Source organism: Janthinobacterium foliorum (assembly GCF_978021625.1).
In genome coordinates, this window is sequence record NZ_CDXDQE010000006.1 from 11736 (window position 1) to 33932 (window position 22197).

Annotated in this window: 15 protein-coding genes; 10 read left to right on the forward strand and 5 right to left on the reverse strand. The window is 63.4% G+C overall.

All coding sequences use genetic code 11. The features are described 5' to 3' along the window. Position 1 precedes the first annotated feature (1 nt). The 10 genes from tssF (at position 2) to ACZ92H_RS14140 (ending at position 13857) form a co-directional block, all read left to right on the forward strand. The gene (gene tssF / locus ACZ92H_RS14095) at positions 2-1846 is read left to right on the forward strand and encodes a type VI secretion system baseplate subunit TssF (RefSeq protein ID WP_465049835.1); all 1845 of its coding nucleotides are present in this window, start codon (positions 2-4) and stop codon (positions 1844-1846) included. Continuing rightward, positions 1810-2904, forward strand: a complete 1095-nt coding sequence (gene tssG / locus ACZ92H_RS14100) for a type VI secretion system baseplate subunit TssG (protein WP_465049836.1) — start codon at positions 1810-1812, stop codon at positions 2902-2904. Before tssF ends, tssG begins: the two co-directional genes overlap by 37 nt. A gap of 45 nt (positions 2905-2949) precedes the next feature. Further along, positions 2950-5643, forward strand: a complete 2694-nt coding sequence (gene tssH / locus ACZ92H_RS14105; protein ID WP_465049837.1) for a type VI secretion system ATPase TssH — start codon at positions 2950-2952, stop codon at positions 5641-5643. Positions 5644-5806: 163 nt separating this feature from the next. Beyond that, positions 5807-8608, forward strand: a complete 2802-nt coding sequence (locus ACZ92H_RS14110) for a type VI secretion system Vgr family protein (RefSeq protein ID WP_465049838.1) — start codon at positions 5807-5809, stop codon at positions 8606-8608. Further along, positions 8605-9528, forward strand: a complete 924-nt coding sequence (locus ACZ92H_RS14115) for a DUF4123 domain-containing protein (RefSeq protein WP_465049839.1) — start codon at positions 8605-8607, stop codon at positions 9526-9528. Before ACZ92H_RS14110 ends, ACZ92H_RS14115 begins: the two co-directional genes overlap by 4 nt. Continuing rightward, the gene (locus tag ACZ92H_RS14120) at positions 9518-9985 is read left to right on the forward strand and encodes a hypothetical protein (RefSeq protein WP_465049840.1); all 468 of its coding nucleotides are present in this window, start codon (positions 9518-9520) and stop codon (positions 9983-9985) included. The genes ACZ92H_RS14115 and ACZ92H_RS14120 overlap by 11 nt, the downstream gene beginning before the upstream one ends. Next, entirely contained in the window at positions 9969-10559 is a 591-nt protein-coding gene (locus ACZ92H_RS14125; RefSeq protein ID WP_465049841.1) for a DUF3304 domain-containing protein, read from the forward strand. The genes ACZ92H_RS14120 and ACZ92H_RS14125 overlap by 17 nt, the downstream gene beginning before the upstream one ends. A gap of 54 nt (positions 10560-10613) precedes the next feature. Beyond that, positions 10614-11111, forward strand: a complete 498-nt coding sequence (locus ACZ92H_RS14130; protein WP_465049842.1) for a DUF3304 domain-containing protein — start codon at positions 10614-10616, stop codon at positions 11109-11111. 142 nt (positions 11112-11253) lie between these two features. Then, complete coding sequence (locus ACZ92H_RS14135) at positions 11254-11664, forward strand: DUF3304 domain-containing protein (protein WP_465049843.1); 411 nt, start codon at positions 11254-11256, stop codon at positions 11662-11664. A 42-nt stretch (positions 11665-11706) separates the two neighbouring features. Further along, complete coding sequence (locus tag ACZ92H_RS14140; RefSeq protein ID WP_465049844.1) at positions 11707-13857, forward strand: T6SS phospholipase effector Tle1-like catalytic domain-containing protein; 2151 nt, start codon at positions 11707-11709, stop codon at positions 13855-13857. A 74-nt stretch (positions 13858-13931) separates the two neighbouring features. On the opposite strand, the gene tssA is transcribed toward ACZ92H_RS14140, so the two are convergent. Genes tssA through ACZ92H_RS14165 form a run of 5 tightly spaced genes read right to left on the reverse strand, consistent with a single transcriptional unit; the run spans position 13932 to position 22190 of the window. Then, the gene (gene tssA, locus ACZ92H_RS14145) at positions 13932-14978 is read right to left on the reverse strand and encodes a type VI secretion system protein TssA (protein ID WP_465049845.1); all 1047 of its coding nucleotides are present in this window, start codon (positions 14976-14978) and stop codon (positions 13932-13934) included. 19 nt (positions 14979-14997) lie between these two features. Further along, a complete protein-coding gene (locus tag ACZ92H_RS14150) occupies positions 14998-15819 on the reverse strand; it encodes an OmpA family protein (protein ID WP_465049846.1) in 822 nt (273 codons plus the stop codon). Positions 15820-15821: 2 nt separating this feature from the next. Beyond that, on the reverse strand, positions 15822-16802 hold the full coding sequence (tagF, locus tag ACZ92H_RS14155; RefSeq protein ID WP_465049847.1) for a type VI secretion system-associated protein TagF: 981 nt from the start codon (positions 16800-16802) through the stop codon (positions 15822-15824). Then, positions 16799-20695 (reverse strand): type VI secretion system membrane subunit TssM, encoded by a 3897-nt coding sequence (gene tssM / locus ACZ92H_RS14160; RefSeq protein ID WP_465050054.1) that lies wholly within the window; start codon positions 20693-20695, stop codon positions 16799-16801. The genes tagF and tssM overlap by 4 nt, the downstream gene beginning before the upstream one ends. 46 nt (positions 20696-20741) lie before the next feature. After that, positions 20742-22190, reverse strand: coding sequence for a hypothetical protein (locus tag ACZ92H_RS14165; RefSeq protein ID WP_465049848.1), 1449 nt, complete (start codon positions 22188-22190; stop codon positions 20742-20744). Positions 22191-22197: the final 7 nt, after the last annotated feature.

Here is a 22197-nt window from a genome sequence, read left to right on the forward strand (position 1 = left end):
CTTGGAAGACTTACTGCCGTATTACGAACGCGAACTGGGTTTCCTGCGCCGCTATTCGCGTGAATTTTCCGAGCGCTACCCCAAGATCGCGGGGCGGCTGCTGATCGGCGGCGAAGTGTGCGAAGACCCGCATATCGAGCGCATGATCCAGTCATTCGCGCTGCTCAATTCGCGCATCTCGAAACGCCTCGATGACGATTATCCGGAATTTACCGAGGCGCTGTTCGAAGTGCTGTATCCGCATTACCTGCGGCCGTTCCCCTCGTGTTCGATCGCCCGCCTCGACTACGGCGGCGCGGCGGCGCAGCTGACGGCCGCCACCGAGATTGCGCGTGGGACCGAACTGGCGACACGCCCCGTCAAGGGCGTCGCGTGCACCTTCCGCACCGCTTATCCCGTCACCGTGGCGCCGCTGGCGCTGACGCATGCGGCGTTTGCCGCCATCATCGACGCGCCCGAGCAGGTGCAGCTGCCGCCAAGCGCCACCTCCAGTGTCAGCATCGTCCTCGAAGCGACCGCCGACCAGATCAGTCTGGCGCAACTGGGAGTCGGCAAGCTGCGCGTGTTCATCGACGGCGAGCCTTCGTTCTGCGCGGCGCTGCGCGATGCGCTGTTCATGCGCACGGTCAAGGCCTATGCGGAAGCGGACGACAGCGGACGCTGGAGCGCGCTGGCGCAGATCCCCGTCAGTACGGCCGGCTATGCCGAGGACGATGCGCTGATCCCGTTTTCGGCCCGTTCGCACCCCGCCTACCGGCTGCTGACCGAATACTTCTGCTTTCCCGAGAAATTCAATTTCTTCGACATCGACCTGGCCGCCCTGTGCGCGCCGCTGCCGTCCAGCTGCCGGCGCCTCACGCTGCACCTGGCCCTGTCCGGCCTGCGCACCGATTCGAATACGGCGCGCATGCTGGGCACCATGTCGACGAATAACCTGCTGCTCGGCTGCACCCCCGTGGTCAACCTGTTCCGCCAGCGCGGCGAGCCGATCCGGCTGACGCACACGGCCGCCAGCTATCCGGTACTGGCCGATGCGCGCCGCGCCTACGCCTTCGAGGTGCAGGCCATCGAGTCGGTCAAGCTGGTGCGCCAGACGCCGCAAGGCGAGTCGATCACGGAGTTTCGCCCGTTTTATTCGCTGCGCCACGGCCAGACGCCGGCCAGGGATGGCCATTACTGGGTGATGCGGCGCGATGACGCCATCAGTCAAAAAAGCCCCGGCTACGAGACGGAGATTTCCATCGTCGACATCGATTTCGATCCGGCCGCGATTGAAACCGATACCCTGAGCCTGGAACTGAGCTGCACCAACCGTGACCTGCCGGCACAACTCACGTATGGCCTGCGCGGCGGCGACCTGTTCCTGGAAGGCGGATCCAGCGTGCGCAGCATCAACTTCCTGCGCAAGCCGACCGAGTCGCACCGCTTCGAGCGGGGCCGCGGCGCGCACTGGCGCCTGATCTCGCACCTCTCGCTGAACCATCTGTCGCTGTCGGGCAGCGGCCTGGCAGCGTTCCAGGAAATGCTGACCCTGTATGACTTGCCCCGCTCGGCCACCTCGCAGCGGCAGATCAGCGGCATTGCGGCGATCGAGCACAAGGCGGCCAACGCCTGGCTGCCCGGCAATCCCTTCGCCTGCCTGGTGCGCGGCCTGGAAGTGCGGCTGACGCTCGATGAGGAAGCTTTTGTGGGCAGCGGCATCCATGCGTTTGCCCACGTCGTCGAGTGTTTTCTCGGCTTGTACGTGCATGCCAACAGTTTCACGCAACTGGTGGTGCTGTCGAAAAAATCGGGAGAGGAGTTGTTGCGATGCAAACCACGCAGCGGCGATTTGAGCCTAGTGTAATCGAGCGCCTGTTCGCCGAGCCTTACCGCTTCCAGTACTTCCAGGCGGTGCGCATGCTGGAACTCTGGCTGGCCCGCAATGGCATGGCAAGCGAGGGCGCGGTGGCGAACTTCCTGCGCTTTCAAAACTCGCTGTCGCTCAATTTTGCGCCCAGCCAGCTTGAGGCGGTGCAGGCGGAACCGCGCGAGCTGGGCGCCCTGGCGGGAGACATGCGGGCGCTGGGGGCGGCCGTGCGGCGCGGCGAACTGAAATACGTGCGCATCACGCCTGCCTTCATGGGTTTTCTCGGCGTTGCCGGCGCGTTGCCGGTCCATTACACGGAACGCATCGCCGCGCACCAGCTGTACGACAAGGACGAAGGACCGCGCGCCTTCCTCGACACTTTTTCCAGCCGCGCGCTGGCGCTGTTCTACGAAGCGTGGCGCAAGTACCGCCTGGAACTCAAGTACCAGCTCGATGGCAAGGACAAGTTCCTGCCGCTGCTGCTGTCGCTCGCGGGCCTGGGCCATGCGTCGCTGCGCCGGCGCCTGGACGACGATGGCGATGGCGTCCTCGACGAGTCGGTGGGATTTTTTGTCGCCGCCATGCGGCACCGGCCGCCATCGGCGGTGGCGATCGGCCAGGTATTGTCCGCCTATTTTGGCCAGCCCATCAAGGTGATCCAGTTTGTCGGCTGCTGGTACGACGTGCCGCGCGACCAGCAAAGCAGCCTGGGCGGCATGAACGCCATGCTGGGTTCGACCGCGCTGGTGGGCGCGCGCGTCTGGCAGCGCGATTTGCGCATGCGGCTGGTAGTCGGCCCGCTGGCGCGCGTGCATTTCGATGCCTTTTTGCCGGGCGGCGCGGCGGCGCGCGCGCTGGAAAAAATGCTCACCATGTTTACCGGCCTGTGCCTCGAATATGAGGTGCAGCTGGTGTTGCGCGCCGGGGATGTGCATGGCGTGACGCTGGCGCAGCCACGCAGCGGCGGGCGGCTGGGCTGGGACAGTTTCCTGATTACCGCCGGCGCCGCGCAAGACCGTGGCGATGTGCGTTACGAACTCCATGCGCTGGCATGAACCCGCTTCTTTCTTGCTCCGTTTACACACAAGGACCATCGCCCCATGAGCATCAACCTCAAGACGCTGATCAGCAAGCTCAATGACACCAGCCGCAGCGCCGCCACCCGCGCCGCCGGCATCTGCGTCGGCCTCGGACAATACGAAGTCGACTTGGAGCATCTGTTCCTGGCCCTGCTGGAACAGCCGGCCAGCGACTTTGCGCTGATCGCCCGCCACAGCGGCATCAGCGTCAGCATGCTGGAAGCGGACCTGCAGGCTGAAGTGGCGCGCCTGCAGACCGGCAATGCGCGCACCCCCGTGTTTTCGCCCAGGCTGCCGAAGCTGTTCGAGAACGCCTGGCTGATCGCCTCGCTCGACGCGCAGGCGGGCCGCCAGGCCAGCATCCGCAGCGCCCATCTGCTGCAGGCGCTGCTGACCGATCCGGAACTGGCGCAGTTGGCCTACCGCGGCTCGAAGCTGTTCAATCAATTCAAGCCCGACGACCTGAAACATCACCTCGACAAGATCACGCAAGGCTCGCAGGAGGCGGCGGGCGCTCCGCTTGCCGATGGCGGGGCGGGGGAGGGCGGCGAGGGAGGCGGAGACCCCGTCGGCGAACTGGCTGGACGCGCTGGGGCATCGAAAACCCCGGCGCTGGACCAGTTCACCAGCAACCTGACGGCGCGCGCGCGCGACGGCAAGGTCGACCCGGTGATCGGGCGCGATGCCGAGATCCGCCAGGCGATCGACATCCTGATGCGCCGCCGCCAGAATAATCCCATCCTGACGGGCGAGGCGGGCGTGGGCAAGACGGCCGTGGTGGAAGGACTGGCGCTGCGCATCGCGCAGGACGACGTACCCGACGTATTGCGGGGCGTCGAGATCCATACGCTGGACATGGGCCTGCTGCAGGCCGGCGCCAGCGTCAAGGGCGAGTTCGAGAACCGCCTGAAAAACGTCATCGACGAAGTCAAGAAAAGTCCGCACGCCATCATCCTGTTCATCGACGAAGCGCACACCATGATCGGCGCGGGCGGCACGGCAGGCCAGAATGACGCGGCCAACCTGCTGAAACCGGCATTGGCGCGCGGCGAGCTGCGCACGATAGCCGCCACCACCTGGGGCGAGTACAAGAAATATTTTGAAAAGGATGCCGCGCTGGCGCGCCGTTTCCAGGTCGTCAAGATCGAGGAGCCGGGCGAGGAACTGGCCTGCGCCATGTTGCGCGGCATGGCGCCCCTGATGGAACAGCACTTCAATGTGCGCATTTACGACGAAGCCATCACCGAAGCGGTACGGCTGTCGCATCGCTACATCTCGGGCCGGCAGCTGCCCGACAAGGCCATCAGCGTGCTCGATACGGCCTGCGCCAAGGTGGCGCTGGGCCAGAACGCGACGCCGGCCCTGCTGGAAAACCTGGCCAAGAGTCTGGACCGCATCGACGCCGAAGTCGCGGCGCTGGAACGCGAGGAAAAGAGTGGCGGGCAGCACCCGCTGCGCCTGAAGGACTTGCGCGCGCAGCGCAGCGCCGCCGCCGGCGAACAGGCGGCGCTGGCCGCGCGCTGGGAAAACGAAAAGACACTGAGCGGGAAGGTCAGGGCGGCACGCCAGGACCTGGAAAGCGCCGGCGCCGGCGCCGGCCAGCCCGGCACGAAGGCGGACGCCAGCCAGGTCGGCGACCTGCAAGCCTTGCTCAAGGACCTGCGCGCGCTGCAGGGCGAAACGCCGATGGTGCCGGTGCAGGTCGACGGCCACGTGGTGGCGGAAATCGTCGCCGGCTGGACCGGCATCCCGCTGGGCAAGATGGTCAAGGATGAAATCCGCACGGTGTTGAAACTGAAGGACATGCTCGAAGAGCGCGTGCTGGGCCAGTCGCATGCGATCGAGGCGGTGGCGCAGCGCGTGCGCACCTCGCGCGCCAACCTGGACGACCCGAACAAGCCGAAGGGCGTATTCCTGTTCGTCGGCCCGTCCGGCGTGGGCAAGACGGAAACGGCGCTGGCGCTGGCCGACGTGCTGTATGGCGGCGAGCGCAAGCTGATCACCATCAACATGAGCGAATACCAGGAAGCGCACAGCGTGTCGGGCCTGAAAGGCTCGCCGCCCGGCTATGTCGGCTATGGCGAAGGCGGCGTGCTGACCGAGGCGGTGCGGCGCAACCCGTACAGCGTGGTGCTGCTCGACGAGGTGGAAAAAGCCCACCCGGACGTGCTCGAACTATTCTTCCAGGTCTTCGACAAGGGCGTGATGGAGGATGCCGAAGGGCGCGAGATCGACTTTAAAAACACCATCATCATCCTGACCTCGAACGTCGGCTCGGGCATCCTGATGCAGGCCTGCCTGAATGTGGCGGCGGCGGACTTGCCGGCGCCGGAGCAGCTGGAAGAAAAGATCCGCCCGCAGCTGGTGAAAACCTTCAAGCCGGCCTTCCTGGGGCGCTTGAAAGTGATTCCCTTCTATCCCATCCCGGACGAGGTGCTGGTCAATATCATCGGCCTGAAACTGGGCAAGATCGCCCGGCGCATCGCGGCCAACCACAAGGCCGAATTCAGCCACGACGAGGCTCTCGTCGACGCCGTGCTGGCGCGCTGCACCGAAGTCGATTCCGGCGCGCGCAATGTCGACAATATCCTCAACGGCACCGTGCTGCCCGAGATCGCCGAGTCGGTGCTGGCCAAGATGGCCGAAGGCGCCGCCATCACGAAAATCAAGGTCAGCGCCAGCAAGCAGGGGCAGTTCAAGTACACCATCAAGTAGGCGCTTCGGCCATGATGAATAGAGAGAAAAGGGGACGGGCGCAGTTTGCCCGCTGCGGCAAGGCACGCTATTTATCTGATTTCAATCGCGCTCCTGCGATATACATTCCTCGCTACAATAGTTATCAAATATATAAAGCGCGGTAACGACAGACGGGAATCGCATGTCATCCACCTCGACCGAGAAGATTGCTGATGCGCTGGCCGCTTTCACGAGCGCCACGCGGCTGTACGAACTGACCATCGGCGAGGACGCGGACGCCAGCCTGCTGGTCGAAGCCTGGGCCGCCGACGAGCAGCTGCAAGCCATCGGGGCGCGCGACATCATCGCCTTGTCGACCAGCGCCCATGTGGCACTGGCATCCTTGCTGGGCCAGCCTGCCAGCCTGCACATCAGCCTGGCGGACGGCACGCGCACCCCATTTTCCGGCTACATCAGCGCGGCAGCCATGCTGGGCAGCAACGGCGGCCTGGCGCGCTACCGCCTGCGCATCACGCCCTGGCTATGGCTGCTGACGCAGGTGCGTAACAGCCGCGTCTGGCAAGACCGCAGCGTGATGGCCATCGTCGACGAGATATTCCAGGCGTATGCGCCATACGCGCTGTGGCGCTGGAGCGACGAGGTCGCGTCTTTCATGCAGGAAGCGGGAGAACGCAGCTATTGCTGCCAGTACCGCGAATCGGATTTCGATTTCGTGCGCCGCCTGCTGACGGAAGAGGGGCTGGCGTGGCGCTTTGACGATCAGACCATGCTGGTCTTTGCCGACAGCAGCCAGGCTTGCGCCACGCCCGAAGACGCCAGCAGCGCCCAGACGGGCGGACTGCGCTTTCATGGCGCGCGCGTCGGCGAGCCGGGCGACAGCGTGCAGGCAGTGAGTGCGCGGCGCAGCCTGCGGCCGGGCCTGAGTAGCGTACTCAGCTATGACTACAAGGCGAAAAAGGCGGTGGCGGCCAGCGTGCCGGCCAACATCGCGCTTGGCGGCAAGAACGCGCCGGTACTGGAAAGCTACGATACGCCGGGCCAGTACTGGTACGCCAGCGCCGCCCAGGCGCAGCGCTACGCGCAATTGCAGATGCAGGCCCACGAAGCGCGTGCCCAGCTGTGGCAGGCACGCTCGACCGTGCGCACCCTGCGCGCCGGTACCCGGTTTACCCTGACGCAGGGACCATTGCAGCCAGCCGATGGGGCCGCGCCCGGATATGTCGTGCTGCGCGTGGCCAGCATCGGCGTCAACAACCTGCCGGTGCCGGCGCTGGAGGGGTTGGCCGAACTGTTCGGCCCGATACCGGAATTGCTGGAGGAAGCCGTGGCGCAGTGGAGTGCGGGGTTTCCCGATTTCGCCGCCGCGATCGCCCAGGCGCAGGCCAGCGGCTACGCCAACTGCCTCGAAATGATCACCGCAAGCACTCCGTGGCGTCCCCTGCAGAATGGCAGTGATGCGCGCCAGCACGCCACGCCGACCGCCCTGGGCAGCCAGAGCGCCATTGTCGTGGGCGCCGATGGCAATGACGTGGCCAGCGGCGCCGATGACATCCATTGCGATCAGCTGGGCCGGGTGCGCATCCGCTTTCACTGGCAGCAGGAGCAGCACGCTGGCTGCTGGGTGCGCGTGGCGCAGCGCGCGGCCGGCGGCGGCATGGGCAGCCAGTTCCTGCCGCGCATCGGCCAGGAAGTGCTGGTGCAATTCCTGGAAAACGATATCGACCGGCCCGTCATTATCGGCGCGCTGTACAACGGCCAGGGCGAGGGCGGCAGCCAGCCGACGCCGGGCGGCGTGGCGCGCGCGCCTGGCGACACGGGCGTGTTCCAGCCGGCACACGACCACGCAGTGGCGGGCCAGGGCAATCTGGCGGGCGGCAACAGTCCGTTGTGGCATGGCGCCGCAGGGGCCAGCGCGGAGCATCGCAGCGGCGCGGCGCAATGGGGCATCCGCAGCAAGGAATTCGGCAAGGCGGGCGGCATGGCGGGCTACAACCAGCTGCTGTTCGACGACACCGACGGCCAGGGCCGGGTGCAGCTGAAAAGCAGCCATGCGGCCAGCGAGCTGAACCTGGGTCATCTGATCCACGGCGCCGATAATTACCGGGGCAGCCTGCGCGGCGCCGGCGCCGAGCTGCGCACCGATGCGTATGGCGCCCTGCGCGCCAAGGCGGGCTTGCTGGTAAGCAGCTATGTGCTCAGGCATGACGCCGCGCAGCGCGAGCCGGCCGGCGACAATGCCGGCGGCATGGCCCTGTTGAAACAGGCCGTACTGCTGGGCGACACCTTCAGCCAGGCCGCCAGGACGCACCAGACGGTGGCCTACGCCAGCCATATCGGCGCCAGCGCGCCGAACGCCAGTGAACTCGACGAGCAGGCTGCGCCCCTGAAAGCCATGCTGGCCAGCGTGGCGGGCATGCATGAAGCGCTGCCACAGACCAGGGACGCCATCATCGCGATAGCCGCCAAGGCTGATCTGGCCGTGATCGCCGGGCAAGACCTGCAACTGGCCAATGGCGAGAGCGTCGTCCTGATGAGCGGGCAGGATACCCAGTTCATCGGCGGCGGCCAGTGGCGCCTGCACGCGGGCCAGGCCATCGGCATGCTGGGCGGCGCCGTCAAGGCCGGGGAGGGGGATGCCGGGGCGCAGCTGATCGCGGCCCAGGGCGCCATCGATGCGCAGGCGCAAGGCGACGTGCTGCAGATCCAGGCGCGCGAAGAGATCAACGTCGTCAGCGCCAACGCGCATGTGGACTGGGCGGCGGCCAAAAGCCTGCGCCTGTCGACGGCGGGCGGTGCCAACATCACCATCGAGGGCGGCAGTATCACCATCCAGTGCCCGGGCAAGATCACGGTATATGCCGGCAAGAAGAGTTTTATCGGCCCCACGCGGGCGCCGTATGTGATGCCGCCGTTGCCGTTGAGTACCTGTAAAAACTGCATTTTGAGCGCCATGCAACAGGGCGCCCCGGGAGTGCTGCGTTGACGCCCGACAGCGTTTCGGCATTGCACGATTGGGTACGGGCCAGTCTTGAGCGGCAACGCCTGCCTTATTTGCTGCTCGATAGCGCGCAAGCCGAAAACAGCCACCTGGCACTGGAGCGCTGGAAAGTGCCGTATAGCTCGCTGTTCGAGGAAACCCATGAAGCGAGCCTGCCGGAGATCGCGCCCCTGCTGATACGGCTGTCCGGCCTGTCGCCGGCCATGCTGGAGAAAGTGTGCGACTGGGCTGAAAAGCTCGGTTATGGCGCGCCTTGCCTGAGCTGGATGGAAAGCCCATGGCCCTTGCCCGAACTGGCGCGGCATTTGCGCCAGTTTCACGCCGTCGGCCTGAGCGATGGGCAGCAGATGATGCTGCGCTGGTATGACACGCGCATCCTGCCGGTCTGGCTGGCCTGCCTGGCGCCGCGACAGCGCGGGCAGTTCGTGGCAGGACTGTTGAGCTTGCAGTACCTCAACCGTTTTGGCGACGTAGCCGTCCTGCTGGAGGTCGACACTGCCGCTGCGGTGCCGGACGCTGCCTCCGGGGACTCGCTGCTGATTGAACTGGATGATGCGCAATACGGCATGCTGGTCGATGCGGGCGACGTCGATACCTTGATCAGCCATTTGCGGCGCGTGATCACGGACGAAACCAACGAAACCCCGTCCCGGCTGCTGTACGAATTCGTTGCCCGCTATCAGCAGCGCGCACTGGCCGCCGGCATCGACGACCTGGACCGCCAGACGCAGTACCTGCTGCTGGCCCTGTATACCTCCGGCGCAGGCATCGACCACCCCGATTTCATTGCGCTCATGCAAGACCCACCCACCTCTATCGAAAGTTTTTATGAAGCCATGCAAGCCTTGTCCGACGATGTATGGGAAGCCGGTCCGCCCTTATGGGGTGTGCAGCTTGAAGCTTGACCAGCTCCCGGCACTGGCACTGTGCCTGAGTTTGGTCTTGGCGTTGGCCAGTGGCAACGTCGCGGCACAGACAACGATAAAAGCCGCGCCGCAGGCATCTGGCGCGGTGATGCACGTGAAGCTGAAACCGGCGGACACGGCCAACCTGGTCAGCCATTTGCGGCGCGTGATCACCGATGAAACCAATGACACGCCGCCGCGCGTGCTGAACGCCTTTGTCGCGACATACCAGCAGCGCGCGCTTGATGCCGGGATCGACGACCTGGACCGGCAAACGCAGTACGTCTTGCTGGCGCTGTATACCTCCGGCAAGGCCATGGAGCAGCCCTCGTTTATCGCATTCATGAAAAACCCACCCGCATCGCTCGATGCTTTTTACGACGCGCTGCAAGCCTTGCCGACGAGCGTTTGGGAAGCGGGGCCGCCGCTGTGGGAGGCGTATGAGCCCAAGGGATAAGCTATTCCTCAAGTTGATTTACTTTTCATTTCAATCTCGGGATGTATTTAGTGAAGGGATTTCAGGAACTCAAATGATAAAAAGACTATTCCCAAAAAATTTACTCAATGTATTTTTGTGTATTTTGATGGCGTTTTCAAATGCGGCATGTGGCAAGGAAGATATGAAAATTAGCGTGAATCTCACTGCATACAACCATACTGAAAATGGAGTTGGTAGCTATATTGTAAAACTCGCGGACGGCTCCTGGACTGAGGCTGGATTTCTTGCTCCAGGTCAGGGTGGTGGAGGTGAAACTTGTTGTCTTTCGATCCCTGCTGTATGGAAGAAAGGGATGGAAGTCACCGTTATCATGGATACCATAAAAGACGGAAAAGATGTGAGAGTGGAGAAAGTGGTGCCGGTACCGCCCTATGTGGCCTCTGACGCTGGGAGATTTGTCGTTCATTTCTTGCATGATGGACGATATAAAGTATTCGTAACTAAATATTCACTTGGGCATCAGAAATATCCACTCTCTGGAAAGGAAGCTGAATTGCAACCGGGGGTGCCGCTTGAAATAATATGGAAATAATTTTCCTGATATGAATGTTCTTTACGATAATTTATTTTCAATTCTTGGGCGGCTATGATGAATTTATTTGGAAGGAAATTTGGTTATGCTTTTTTATGTATTTTTCTATCGTTTTCCAATACTGCTTGTAGCAAGGAACCAATGAGGATTGACGTCAATCTGACAGCGTACAACCATACCGAACATGGTATTGGAAGCTATATCGTGACACTTGAGGATGGCTCCTCAGCAGAGGCTGGTTACCTCGACCCTGGGCAAGGGGGCGGCGGAAAAACCTGTTGTCTTTCAATACCGTCTGTATGGAGGCCAGGCATGAAAGCAACGATAGTCATGGATACGGTAAAAAATGGAAAGGATATTCGGGTAGAAAAAACGGTGCAGGTACCGCAGTATGCTCGGGCCGATGCCAGTAAATTCGTCGTACATTTTCTTCACGATGGAAGCTATAAAGTGTTTGTGACCAGCTATCTTCTGGGACATCGAAAATATCCACTCTCTGGAAAAGAAGCTGAATTGCACCCGGGCGTGCCGATTAAAATAATATGGGAGTAAATTTTTCGAGGTGGATGTTATTTATGATAATTTATTTTAATTTTTCTGGAAGATGGTTGTGAATTTATTGGGGAGGCGATTTGGTTGGTTTTTTTTGTGTAATTTTCTATTGTTTTCAAATATGGCCTGTAGCAAAGATGCAATGAAAATCAGCGTGAGTTTGACTGCGTATAACCATACCGAACACGGGGTTGGCAGCTATATTGTGACTCTCCAAGATGGCTCGTCCGCAGAAGCCGGCTACCTCGCTCCTGGAGAAGGGGGGGGCGGTCAAACTTGCTGTCTCTCAATACCATCTGTATGGAAGCCGGGCATGAAGGCAACGATAGTCATGGATACGATAAAAAATGGAAAGGCTATCCGCGTAGAAAAAACAGTGTTGGTGCCGCAGTATTCTCGCGCCGACGCCAGCATGTTTGTCGTCCATTTTCTTTATGATGGAAGTTATAAGGTATTTGTAACAAAATACTTGCTTGGGCATCGAAAGTATCCACTTGCTGGCAAGGAGGTGGAACTGAAGCCGGGAATTCCGCTAGAAATAATATGGGAATAAAACCTGTAGGCCTTGTGAAATAACTCGGGAATTTTTATCAAAATGTCTATTATCTATACAGGAAGAAAAGCCCCGCTCGATGGGCGACGCAAGCTGACTGCAAAAGAATCTGCACAGCGTGCCAAGGCAATGGCTTGCGTCAGGTCGCCCTATAAAACAGAATGTCAGGGGCAGATTTATATCGGACTGTTTTATGATGGGAGTGGCAATAATCACGATTGGAGACAGAAAGATCCGATAGTCAATCCCAAGCACCTGACGCAGCGGCAACGAAACAAGCACAGCAATGTTGCCAGGCTGTGGGATGCACATCTTGATGAGCCAGAAAATGGATTCTTTCGTGCATACATGCCCGGTGTCGGCACGCCATTCAAGGAAATTGGCGATACGGTCGAGGCATTGACGGATAATGCGGGTGGCGGTTTCGGTTACATGGGCGCCGATCGCATCAACTGGGGTATCACTTCCTTGATCAATGCGGTTCATGAGTATTTGACAGGTAAACCGTTGATCGAACTTGCTGAGCAAAGGCTGCTGGTCAATTTGATGAGTTCGCAAATGTTGCTCGGTTTGGAAGGCGCGCAGCGTTGGACAATGCTGACGTCGCTTGAAGAAAAACTGGCGCGTGTCGTTAAAACTCATCAGCGCAAGCTCAAGCAAATCAATGTGTCCATCTTCGGCTTTTCCCGTGGCGCGGCCGAAGCGCGCGCCAGCGCGCACTGGCTGCATCAGGTGTTCGAACGGGAAACTGGTGCGTTTGAGCTGGCAGGCGTATCCATACGCATAGGTTTCCTGGGAATTTTTGATACCGTTGCCGCCGTTGGCGTCGGCGATGTGACGCCGGTCACCTTCGGACATATGGCCTGGGGAAATGGAACCCAGAGCATCCATCCTGTGGTCGAGGAGTGCACGCATTTCATCGCTTTGCATGAACAGCGCGCCAGTTTTCCGCTGGAATCGGCGACGGGACGGGGTAATGTTGGTTACCCTGGCATGCATTCCGACGTGGGCGGTGGATACTACCCTGGCGAGCAGGGCCGTTCCATGCCGGGCTGGGGACCGTCGCCGCATTTGTCGCAGATTCCCTTGATCGACATGCATTTCGCCGCCCTGAAAGCAGGTGTGCCGTTATTTACCTTGAAAGAGATGAAAGTAGCAAACCGAGAAGCACTTTTCAAATCCTTCTCCACCGACCCGAGACTGATCGCCTCCTACAACAACTGGCTGACGCATAACGGCATCAAGGGTGCTGACGTGAAGACCTTTACCGAGGCGCATACAAAACAATATCTGCGCTGGCGCGGCATGCTGCACGCGCAGGGAAAGTCGCAGTTGAAGAACAAGCGCTTTTTCAGGGAGTCGGACCAGCCGGGCCAGAAAGATCTGCTGGAGGCCGATTCCGATCTGGGAATCTATCTGCGTTCGTGGCGCGAGCGAAAGAACGCCAATGCAGGCGTGCTGGGGTGGCTCGGTGAACGTGCCAAGACGGTTCTGCATCGCACCAGCCCGGCGGGCATGCTGTTTGTCGAAGAAGGTAAAGACCCCTTGAGCGACTGGGAAGAGCGGTTTTTGAACATCATGACGGAAGGCGCGCAGCCGCCGGCTGCCTGCGTCACGCTGTTTGAAGATTATGTGCACGATTCGCGGGCCGGCTTTCGCGTCCTCGGCAAGCACGAACCGGTATGGCTGACGGGCGGCTACGGCCGCTTCCGCAACGTTTTCGTGCAGAGCGATGATTATTCGAACATGTCGAATGTCGCCAATGAATCGCTGAAAGCCGTCAAGGCAGCGGCCGATGCGGCCGTCACATACTTTCAGCAGCTGTATGGTTTCACGGTCAGTACCTACCGCGCGGCGCGCAGAAAGGTCGCTGCGACGGCGCGGGCGGTGGCCGAGGCCGAAAAACGGCTGGAACGGCAAGCGGTCGCAACGTACCGGGAAACAAGCCGCATGATCGTCGATGGCGCCACCCGCGTCGGCCACGATGTGCACGATGCCGGGGTCGAGGCGGAAAAAAAATTGGATCGGGCGGTCAAGACCGCGAAAAACGCAATGCAGCAAGCCAGCCAGGAAGCCCGGCTGTACTATCTGGCGGAAAAGAAGGTCATCTTGAAATATGCCAATGCAGAGGCCGAGTGGAAGGCGCAGCTGTTAAAACGCTGGCGCGAGGAAGACCGGGGAAAAGCGAAATAGGACCGAGCCAGGCCCAATGCAATCCTGCACGCCGTGGCGGCGGCAGGCGCGCCGCCACGGCGTGCACATCGATTTCAGCCATTGCCGGGTGGCTGCACGCCCAGCAGCTCTTCGATATGCGCCAGCGAGCCGGCGTCCTTGACCACCGAGCGCAGCCAGCTGTGCAAATCCTGATCGGCGGCATTTGCGGCCTTGTCGGCAAAATACGAAACGGGGCTGTGCGGCTCGCTGCGGCGGAAGAATTGCGCCACGGCGCGCAATTGCTCGATCGCTTGCGCGCGGGTAGTGATGGCGCCGGGCGGACCGGGCGGGATCGCCGGCATGGCCGGCGCCATCGCGCTGTCAGCAGCCGGCGCGCCACTGGCGGCGGTGGCGACGGCGGCGGGCGCCACGCCGGCACTGGCCGGCATCACGCGCAGCATCGCTTCGACGGCTTCGCGCGCCGTGGAGAAGGCAGGGCTGTCGTTGCCCAGCCGGGCGTCGACCACTCTTTCCAGCTTGTGCAGCGCTGCCAGGCAATCTTGCGCGTCGACGGCGAAGCTGGCGCAAAAGGCGGCCGAGTTGTTGCGCCGCGCCGCTTCCATGTCGGACAACTTGACGCCCTCATGCTGCCTGGCTGAATCGCCCAGGCTGGCCTGGCGCCGCGCCGATTCGAAATCGATGCTGGAAAAGGCGCCGCCCGGGCCGGCCGTGAGGGGCACCTCGCGCAGCAGCGCCGGGATGCGCGAGAGTATCCAGCCCAGGTTGCCGATGCGCTGCTCCTGGTCGCCATCCTCGGCTTGCGGGAACAGGCCACGCTCCCAGAATTTTTCGCACAGCCCGGCCAGCACCAGCAGGCCTTCGCCCATGCCGCGCAAGTGATAGCGCTTGGTGCCCGCTTCCGTCAGCCAGACCGCCAGGCGCAGATCCTTGCTGCTGCCGGCGAGCAGGCCGGCGCAGCTGCGCACGACGAAGTCCCAGTCGGCTTCCTTGAGGTCGGCGACCCATTCGCCCTGGTCGAGCGAGGGGTCGTCGAACTTGCGCGCCTGGGTAATGGCGTCGAGTTCGGGCGAGAACGCCAGATCCACGCCGGCCGGCTGTTCATTGCTAATGGGAAGTAATAATTGTTCGGCTGAAAACATGTGGTCCCCTGATGGATGGTTATTGCGCCATGCGAAATTCAATGCGCCGGTTGCGGGCACGCCCGTCCACCGTGTCATTGCTGGCGATCGGCCGGTCGGAGCCCTGGCCCGACGCCGTCAGCAGTTCGCCGTGGATGCCTTTCGATGCCAGGTAGAATTTGACGGCTTCCGCCCGCGCCTGGCTCAGGCTCTGGTTACTGGCGCGCAAGCCCTGGTTGTCGGTATGGCCGATGATTTCCACCTTGCGGCCGGCCAGCTTTTGCATCGCTGCCGCCATTTCATCGAGGATGGCGCGTCCCGATGGCGTCAGCAGGGTCTTGCCGCTTTCAAACTCGATGGTGCGGTTGGCCAGGGCGGTGTCGAGTACGCCTTGTTCGCTGGCCGACACGCGCAGGCCATTGTTGACGGTGTAGGTGGGATTGAGGCTGGTGGCGATGTCGCTGGCGATCTTTTGCCGCTGCGCCTCGTTGACCACTTCACCGCGCACGCTGACGACGCTGCCGTCGATTTTCAGCTGGCCGCGGCTGATCTGCTTGAGGTTGGGCGACAGCAGCTTTTGCACATAGGCGTTCCAGTTGGCAGGCAACACGACCTGGCCGACCGCGATCTGGTCGACCACCTTGTCGGCGCCGTACAGCTCGCGCAGGCGCGCCAGGACGGCCGCCTTGCTCGCTTCGTCGGGCACGGTGCCTGCCGCCAGCACCTGGCCTGGCTGCGGCGTGGCGGCCGTGGGGATCGATACGGCGACCGGCGCCGAAGCGGCCGGCGTCGGCACTTGCGCCGAAGCGGGCATGGCGGCCAGTGCCATGCCGAGGAGGAGAACGGTCCGGGATACGCGCATGGTCAGGTTCCGATAAAGGCGGCGCGCAAGGAATCGTGCGCCGATTTGAGCGAGAGGTTGGCTTGCGCCAGATAGGTCGACACTTGCTTGATCGCATAGTCGTTGCCGACCTGTTCCTCGACCCAGTCCAGCTCGTCGAACGCGATATGGTGATCCAGTGCCGCTTGCGGGTTCATCAGCACATGCAGGGTCTGGGCCGATGCGCCGGAAAATCCCAGCACCAGCGTCTGGCGTCCGCGCAGCCGGGTGATGAACAGTGCCAGCTCGAAATCGGCACGCGCCAGGAACGGCGTGATCAGGTGCATCCAGAATGCCGCCACCATGTTGCGGTACAGCGGGTCGGCCGGCAGCGGCAGTTCGAGACTTTTCTCCAGCCGGCTGGAACTGCTGGCCATCACCGGCTGCAACAGCAGGCCCAGCGCCAGCAGCACTTGCCGCACCGTGCCCGTGAAACCGGTGGGCGCCAGCAGCGCGTCGAGTTCGCCCACCGTCTGCATGTCGAGGAAATCGTTGAAGGTGGCTTCATAGGCGGCGGCGCGCAGGTCGAGGTCGATGCTGGCATGGCTGGCCGCATGCAGCGCATTGCCCGCGTCGGCGCCGCGCATGTCGTTGCTGAGCGCCTCGCAACGGTTCCACAGGCGCGACAGCACCAGCGGACTGTTGGCGACAAACGCGGCAGGCTGGTCCACTTCCATGGTGCTCATCATCAGGAAGGGAAAACGGCGGGACGAGGCGTCGCTGCTGGCGGCGATGTGGCCGGCGATGGCGCGCCCGCGGCGCGGGCCGATAAAGGCGAAATGCATGGGCGGCAGCGCATCGTAGGTCAGCCTCCAGCGCGCGTCGGCGCTCAGCAGGTCCATCGCCTGCGCCAGCCAGTCGTCGAGGATCTTCAGCAGGGCCGGGTTGTCGCTGGCCTTGACGAAGTCGCCGCGGCTGGGCAGTTTGCCGAAGTAGCCGATCGGGGTGGCGGTGGTGCGGCTCATGGCGCGACGGCGGCGATGGCCGCATTGCCGGTGGCGGCGCCAGGCGCATTCACGGCCGGCACGCTCTGGGCCACGATTTCCGGCAGCTTCAGGCCGCGGAAACCCGCGGCGCCCGAGGCGGTGCTGGGCGCGGCGGCCGGCGGCGGCGTGGCGACGATCTTCAGGTTGGCCGCGACGGTCACGCCGCTGTTTTCCCAGCTCAGTTCGAATACGCCGCCATCCTTGCGCTTGCGCTTGGCCGAATCGATCATTTTCTTCAGGCCGAAATGGCCAGGTTCGTTGAGCAGCACGACCGCGCGGCCTTCCGGCGTGATGGCGCTGATGCGCGCGCCTGGCACGCCTTGCGGATTCGGCCAGACCATATGGATCCATGGCTGCGGCTGACCGCGCCAGCGCAGCGCCTGGCCATCGATCTCGATGGTGTACTCGGTGGCGCCGGCGGCGGCCAGGGCCTGCAGGTCGAAACGGGTTTGCGCTTCGCCGGCGCCGGCCGCCGTGGCCACGCCGTTGGCGCTGAGCGGCGCGATCCAGCCGGGGAAGCTGGCTACCACGGACGGCGCCAGGCCGATGCCCATGTTGGCCCAGGTCTTGGCGCTGAGCGAATCGCCGCGGCGCACCACCAGCGGGCCGATGGTGGTATTGAAGAACTTGGCGATGCTGCCTTCCGGTCCGAAGACCTGGCCGATATCGGCATTGCTGGCCTCGCTGCCGGAGGCGGGCGCAAACGGATACTTGGGCGCCAGGGTTTTCTGGAACGGTTCCAGCACCTGCGCCAGCCAGACCTTGTTGATCTCCGTCTCGGTCGGCTTGATGATGACGGCGAACGTCTGCATCAGCGGGCGCACCAGCAATGGCCGGATGGCCTGCTTTTGCGCATCGGTCATGCCGGTCAGCATCTGTTCATCCACGTATTTGAGCGCATCGGCCAGTTCCGAGCCGGTGCCGTCCAGCGTCTGCTGCATGAACTGCTTGGCGCCGGGGCCCGTATCGCCCTGGTTCTTGATCTGGTTGAAGCGGGCGCGCAGCTTGGAGAGCGCTTCCATGTAGCCGCGCATCAGCGAAGCGTCCTTGTCCTTCGTCACCACCAGGCGGGCCACGCCCGAGAATTCGCGGCCCACCGGCCCCATCGGCAATGCGCCGGCGGCGGGCGCGCCGCTGCCGATGCTGACGTTGATGCCAGACGGTTTCTGGCGCAGGATGGTTTCCTTGAACCAGCCCATCATGCCGCGCTGGGCACGCTGCAAGCCCTGGCCCAGCAGCGACGGGTTGTCCCACGAGGTCTCCTTGTACACCGTCTCGATCAGCTTGTTGATCGGCGAGGTTTGCGGATCGCCGAGGCGGTTCATGGCGGCCGCCGCGTTGTCGAAGCCGTTCAATTCGCGGATGCTGACGCCCTGGATGAATTTCTGCCATTCCCTGGCGTAATCCGTCTTATACAGTTCGACCAGCGCTTTCTGGATCTGCTCCGGGCTGCCTTCCAGTGTCAGGTCATCCTTCGACGCCGTTTTCAGTACCCAGTCCGCGCTTTGCAGTTCGCGGTTGGCCGCCTCCTGGAAGGCTTGCTGGATGAATTGTTCCCATGCGTCGCGCGTGAAGGTGCCGGGAATGGCGTAGCTGCCCAGCACCAGTTCCTTGTCCTGTTCGCCGACGATGCGCGCCACCGTCATCGAGGCGAAGCGCGTGGCGGCGCGTGCCTTGACGTCGGCGTACACGCGCTCGCGCGCCGGCATGCCGCGCACCACGCGGCGCAGGCTGTCGCGCGACTGCTCGACCAGCGCCAGCTTGCTGTCGATCTGCGGCCAGGACGGGTCGTTGACCTGCGTGAGGTAGAACGAAATCATGCGTTCGGCGCTGCGTATCATCTGTTCGCGCGGCATGCTGCCCCGGTTGCTGTCGAGCCAGACTCGCCAGAAGCGGGTCAGCTGGTCATTCAGGTGGCTCGCTTCGGCGCGCGACTTGTCGCTCAGCATCAGATAGGTTTTCAGGGCGTTGTAGGCGTCTTCCACATTCGCCGGCGAGGCATCCTTGAACTGCTGCGCGCCGAGGTTGACGGCGGCGGCCGTCGCTGGCGGCACGGCGGCCGGCGCGCTGGCCAGGGCCGGCGTCGGCGTGGCGGCCACGGGTGCGGCCAGGGTGCCTGCCGGCGCGGGCAGGGTGGCGGCCGCGCCGGCCGGCACGGCGCCGGACTGCGGCGTGCTGGCCATCGGCTGCAGGCGGCTGGCACCGGCATTGACCTCGGCCAGGAAAGCTTCCAGCGATTGCGCGACCGGGCCCAGCATCACTTCACGCACGCCAGAGAAATACTCTTCGCGCAGTTTGCGCTCCAGCAGCTCTCCCTGGTACAGGCCCAGGCCCAGCGAGACGGGCCGGCTGTTGCGGTAGGCATCGAGCTGCTCGATCCTGTCCTGCAGGATTTCCAGCGCCTCGAAACGCGATTGCAGGTCGAGCCGCTTGTCCTGTACCTTGATCGCCTGGTCCAGGTCGGCCTGCACGTTGGCCACCAGCTGGCGGTTGGCCATGTAGGACCAGCTCCAGCCGGCCAGGGCCAGGCCCACCAGCGCGGTGGCGGCGAAGAAGGTGGCATAGCGCAAGCGGGTCTTGGCCGGACTGGCGTACTGGGCGACCAGTTCCTTGTCGGCGAAGATCACCTTGCGGAACAGATTGAGCAGGAAGTAGCCGTGCTGGTCCTGCACGGCGTTCTGTTGCTGCGGCTGCAATTTCAGATCGAAGCGCTGCGCCACCCTTTCCGACGAGGCTGATACCGACTTGCCTTCCTGCAGTGCGCTGGTGAAATAGAAGCCGCGCATGACGGGCTTGAACTGGAACGGGTTTTCCTCGAACAGGGTGGCGATGAAGGCGCGCAGCGCACCCTTGATCGCGCTGAACTCGAGCGGAAAGGTAAACACGCCCGGCGGCATGCGTTCCTGCTGCTGCAGCGCCATTCTGGCCAGGCTCAGCTCCTTCAGGCCGTCATACAGCTCATCGAAACGCTGGTCGAACTGCTCCAGCACGTCCTGCCTGGAACTGGTCTGGCTGTAGGGCAGGGTGGCGCCCCACACCCGGTCGCGTTCGCCCCGTTCCGTGTCCTGGAAAAATTCGCTGAAACCGGTAATCAGGTCGGCCTTGGTGAACACCACATAAACGGGGGCGTGCACTTCCAGTTTTTCCGTCAGTTCCTGCACCCGCTGGCGCAGGTTCTTGGCCAGGTTGATGGCGAATTCGGGCCGGCTGCCGGTCAGTTCGGCAATGCTGACGGCGATGATGATGCCGTTGATCGGCGCGCGCTTGCGGTGTTTTTTCAGCAGCGCCAGGAAGCCGAACCATTCGGCGCGGTCTTCGTCGTTGACGGAATAGCGGCCCGCCGTGTCGAGCAGGATGCCGTCCGTGGTGAAGAACCAGTCGCAATTGCGGGTACCGCCGATGCCTTGCACGATCTTGCTGTCGGCGAAAGGAAACTGCAGGCCGGAATTGGCGATCGCCGTGCTCTTGCCGGCCGCTGGATTGCCGATGACCATATACCAGGGCAAGCCGTACAGGGCCGCGTCGCCCGACAGCTGGCCCAGCTTGGATGTCTTGATGGTGCCGATCGCTTCGAGCATGCGCTTGCGGATGGCCTCGGTCTCCTCGCGCTGGGTAGGGCCAGCCTTGGGCGCCGCGCCGGCCGTCTGCTGCTCCAGCATGCCGCCGAAGCTCGCGGCATCGCGCTGGCGGCGCCTGCGCTGCAGCCACCATCCCGCGCTGGCAACCAGCAAGACCAGCGCCAGCGGCGGCACGATCCAGACCAGCGGCCATTGAAAAATGACGGCGCAACTGGCCAGCAGCGCGGCCAGCGCCACGAAGCCGATGGCGAACAGGCTGAAACGGGTCGTAAGGGAATGCCAGAATCGTTGCATCATGATATGAGGGGCGAGAGGTTGATAGGCATGGTGGATGGCGGGGTCACGTCGCTGCGAGGGATGCGGGGGCAAGGGCCGGCGTACCCACCACCACGGCGGCCCGGTGAAAGGCGTCGAGATTGCTCAGGCATAGCACCTGGCTGGCGTTGCCGGCCGCCTCGTGCCGCGCCAGCACCAGCGCCGCCAAGGTGGCCACCTGGCCACTCTGGCCGCAGGCCGCGGCCACGCTGAATACGTCGTTGCTGAGATCGAGATCGGGCAGCAGCGTGCCGGCATTGTTCATCAGTTCGATCATGCGGCTGGAGCGCTGGTCGGCATCGGCGTATAGCCGCGTGATGGCTGCCGGGGCGACCGACGCCGCCACCATGGCCTTGCTGCCCAGTTCCGCCAGCAGGGTGGCATCGCCATGGCCACGGTTGTCCGCCGACTGGCCACGCGCTGCCAGGCTGGCATGGTGCAGCAGTACCGGCGTGTCCGTCTGCAGCGCCGCCGCCTGGGCCGCATCGGCCAGCAACAGCCCGGCCGCGCCTTCGCCGGGAATCTGCCCGCCCGGCTGGCCGGCATGGAACAGCAGGCCCCGCGTGCTCCAGTCATGCACGGTCAGCTCGCCGATATGGGAGCCGCAGGCCAGCACGATGGCCAGGCAAGGCTGCTCTTGCAAGGCGGCCTGCGCGGCCAGTTGTTCGATCAGCGCCAGCGGGCCGCCGTCGCCGGCCAGGTGCACCCCGAGCCTGTCGGATGGCCAGCCCTGCTGTTCCGCTTGCGCGCGCAGCCAGGCGGCGCCCGTGTCGCGTTGCTGCGGGTCCCAGTCGGGCGGCAACAGCAGATGCAGTTGCAGGGTCGGCAGCGGCAGCGCGGCGCGCGCGGCCGTTTGTGCCGCCTTGTCGTGGTCGAGTCCCGTGTGCATCGCCGCTTCCTGCATCAGTTCGGTCAGTACGCCGGCGCCCAGCGCCAGTGCGCGCAAGTGTTCGGCATCGAAATGCGGCGCCGCAGCCTGTGCCGTATCGGCCGGGCGAGTCTGCAGCCAGGCGTCAAGCAGGGTCTTCTGGGCATGTTCATCGAGGTCCGCCACGCGGGCGCTCATCACCGGGTAGCCTTGCGCGTCGGTCAGTTCCGGGTCGAGCTCTGGACGCTGCTGCTTGTCCAGCAAGGCGGCCGCCAGTTCATGTGCGGAGGCGCCACCGGGCATGCGCAACGCGGCGGCGGCCAGGTGCAGCGGCGCGCGCGGCGCAGGGACAATACCGGGCGCCCCGGCGGCGGCGCCGGCGGCCTCGGCCAGCGCGGGCGGTGCAGCCGGCGCGGCCAGCCTGGCCAGCAGTTTCCTGCCCAGCCACCAGCAGGCGAGCAGCGCCAGCGGCAACGCCAGCATGCTGCCGGCCAGGTCGCCCGTCGATGGCATGCGCGTGCTGCTGCGCCAGTACCAGATCGCGCCGCCCCAGCACAAGGCGAACACGGCCAGTATCAACAGGCTGCGCCGCAGCCACGGGCGCATCAGCGCG

What these genes read in the sequence shown, in the direction of transcription:
- ACZ92H_RS14140 (WP_465049844.1), top strand. Translation starts at nt 11,707, where the DNA reads ATGTCTATTATCTATACAGGAAGAAAAGCCCCGCTCGATGGGCGACGC.
- tssM (WP_465050054.1), bottom strand. Translation starts at nt 20,695, where the DNA reads ATGCAACGATTCTGGCATTCCCTTACGACCCGTTTCAGCCTGTTCGCC.
- tssG (WP_465049836.1), top strand. Translation starts at nt 1,810, where the DNA reads ATGCAAACCACGCAGCGGCGATTTGAGCCTAGTGTAATCGAGCGCCTG.
- ACZ92H_RS14150 (WP_465049846.1), bottom strand. Translation starts at nt 15,819, where the DNA reads ATGCGCGTATCCCGGACCGTTCTCCTCCTCGGCATGGCACTGGCCGCC.
- tssA (WP_465049845.1), bottom strand. Translation starts at nt 14,978, where the DNA reads ATGTTTTCAGCCGAACAATTATTACTTCCCATTAGCAATGAACAGCCG.
- tssH (WP_465049837.1), top strand. Translation starts at nt 2,950, where the DNA reads ATGAGCATCAACCTCAAGACGCTGATCAGCAAGCTCAATGACACCAGC.
- tagF (WP_465049847.1), bottom strand. Translation starts at nt 16,802, where the DNA reads ATGAGCCGCACCACCGCCACCCCGATCGGCTACTTCGGCAAACTGCCC.
- ACZ92H_RS14130 (WP_465049842.1), top strand. Translation starts at nt 10,614, where the DNA reads ATGATGAATTTATTTGGAAGGAAATTTGGTTATGCTTTTTTATGTATT.
- ACZ92H_RS14125 (WP_465049841.1), top strand. Translation starts at nt 9,969, where the DNA reads ATGAGCCCAAGGGATAAGCTATTCCTCAAGTTGATTTACTTTTCATTT.
- ACZ92H_RS14110 (WP_465049838.1), top strand. Translation starts at nt 5,807, where the DNA reads ATGTCATCCACCTCGACCGAGAAGATTGCTGATGCGCTGGCCGCTTTC.
- ACZ92H_RS14165 (WP_465049848.1), bottom strand. Translation starts at nt 22,190, where the DNA reads ATGCGCCCGTGGCTGCGGCGCAGCCTGTTGATACTGGCCGTGTTCGCC.
- ACZ92H_RS14135 (WP_465049843.1), top strand. Translation starts at nt 11,254, where the DNA reads ATGAAAATCAGCGTGAGTTTGACTGCGTATAACCATACCGAACACGGG.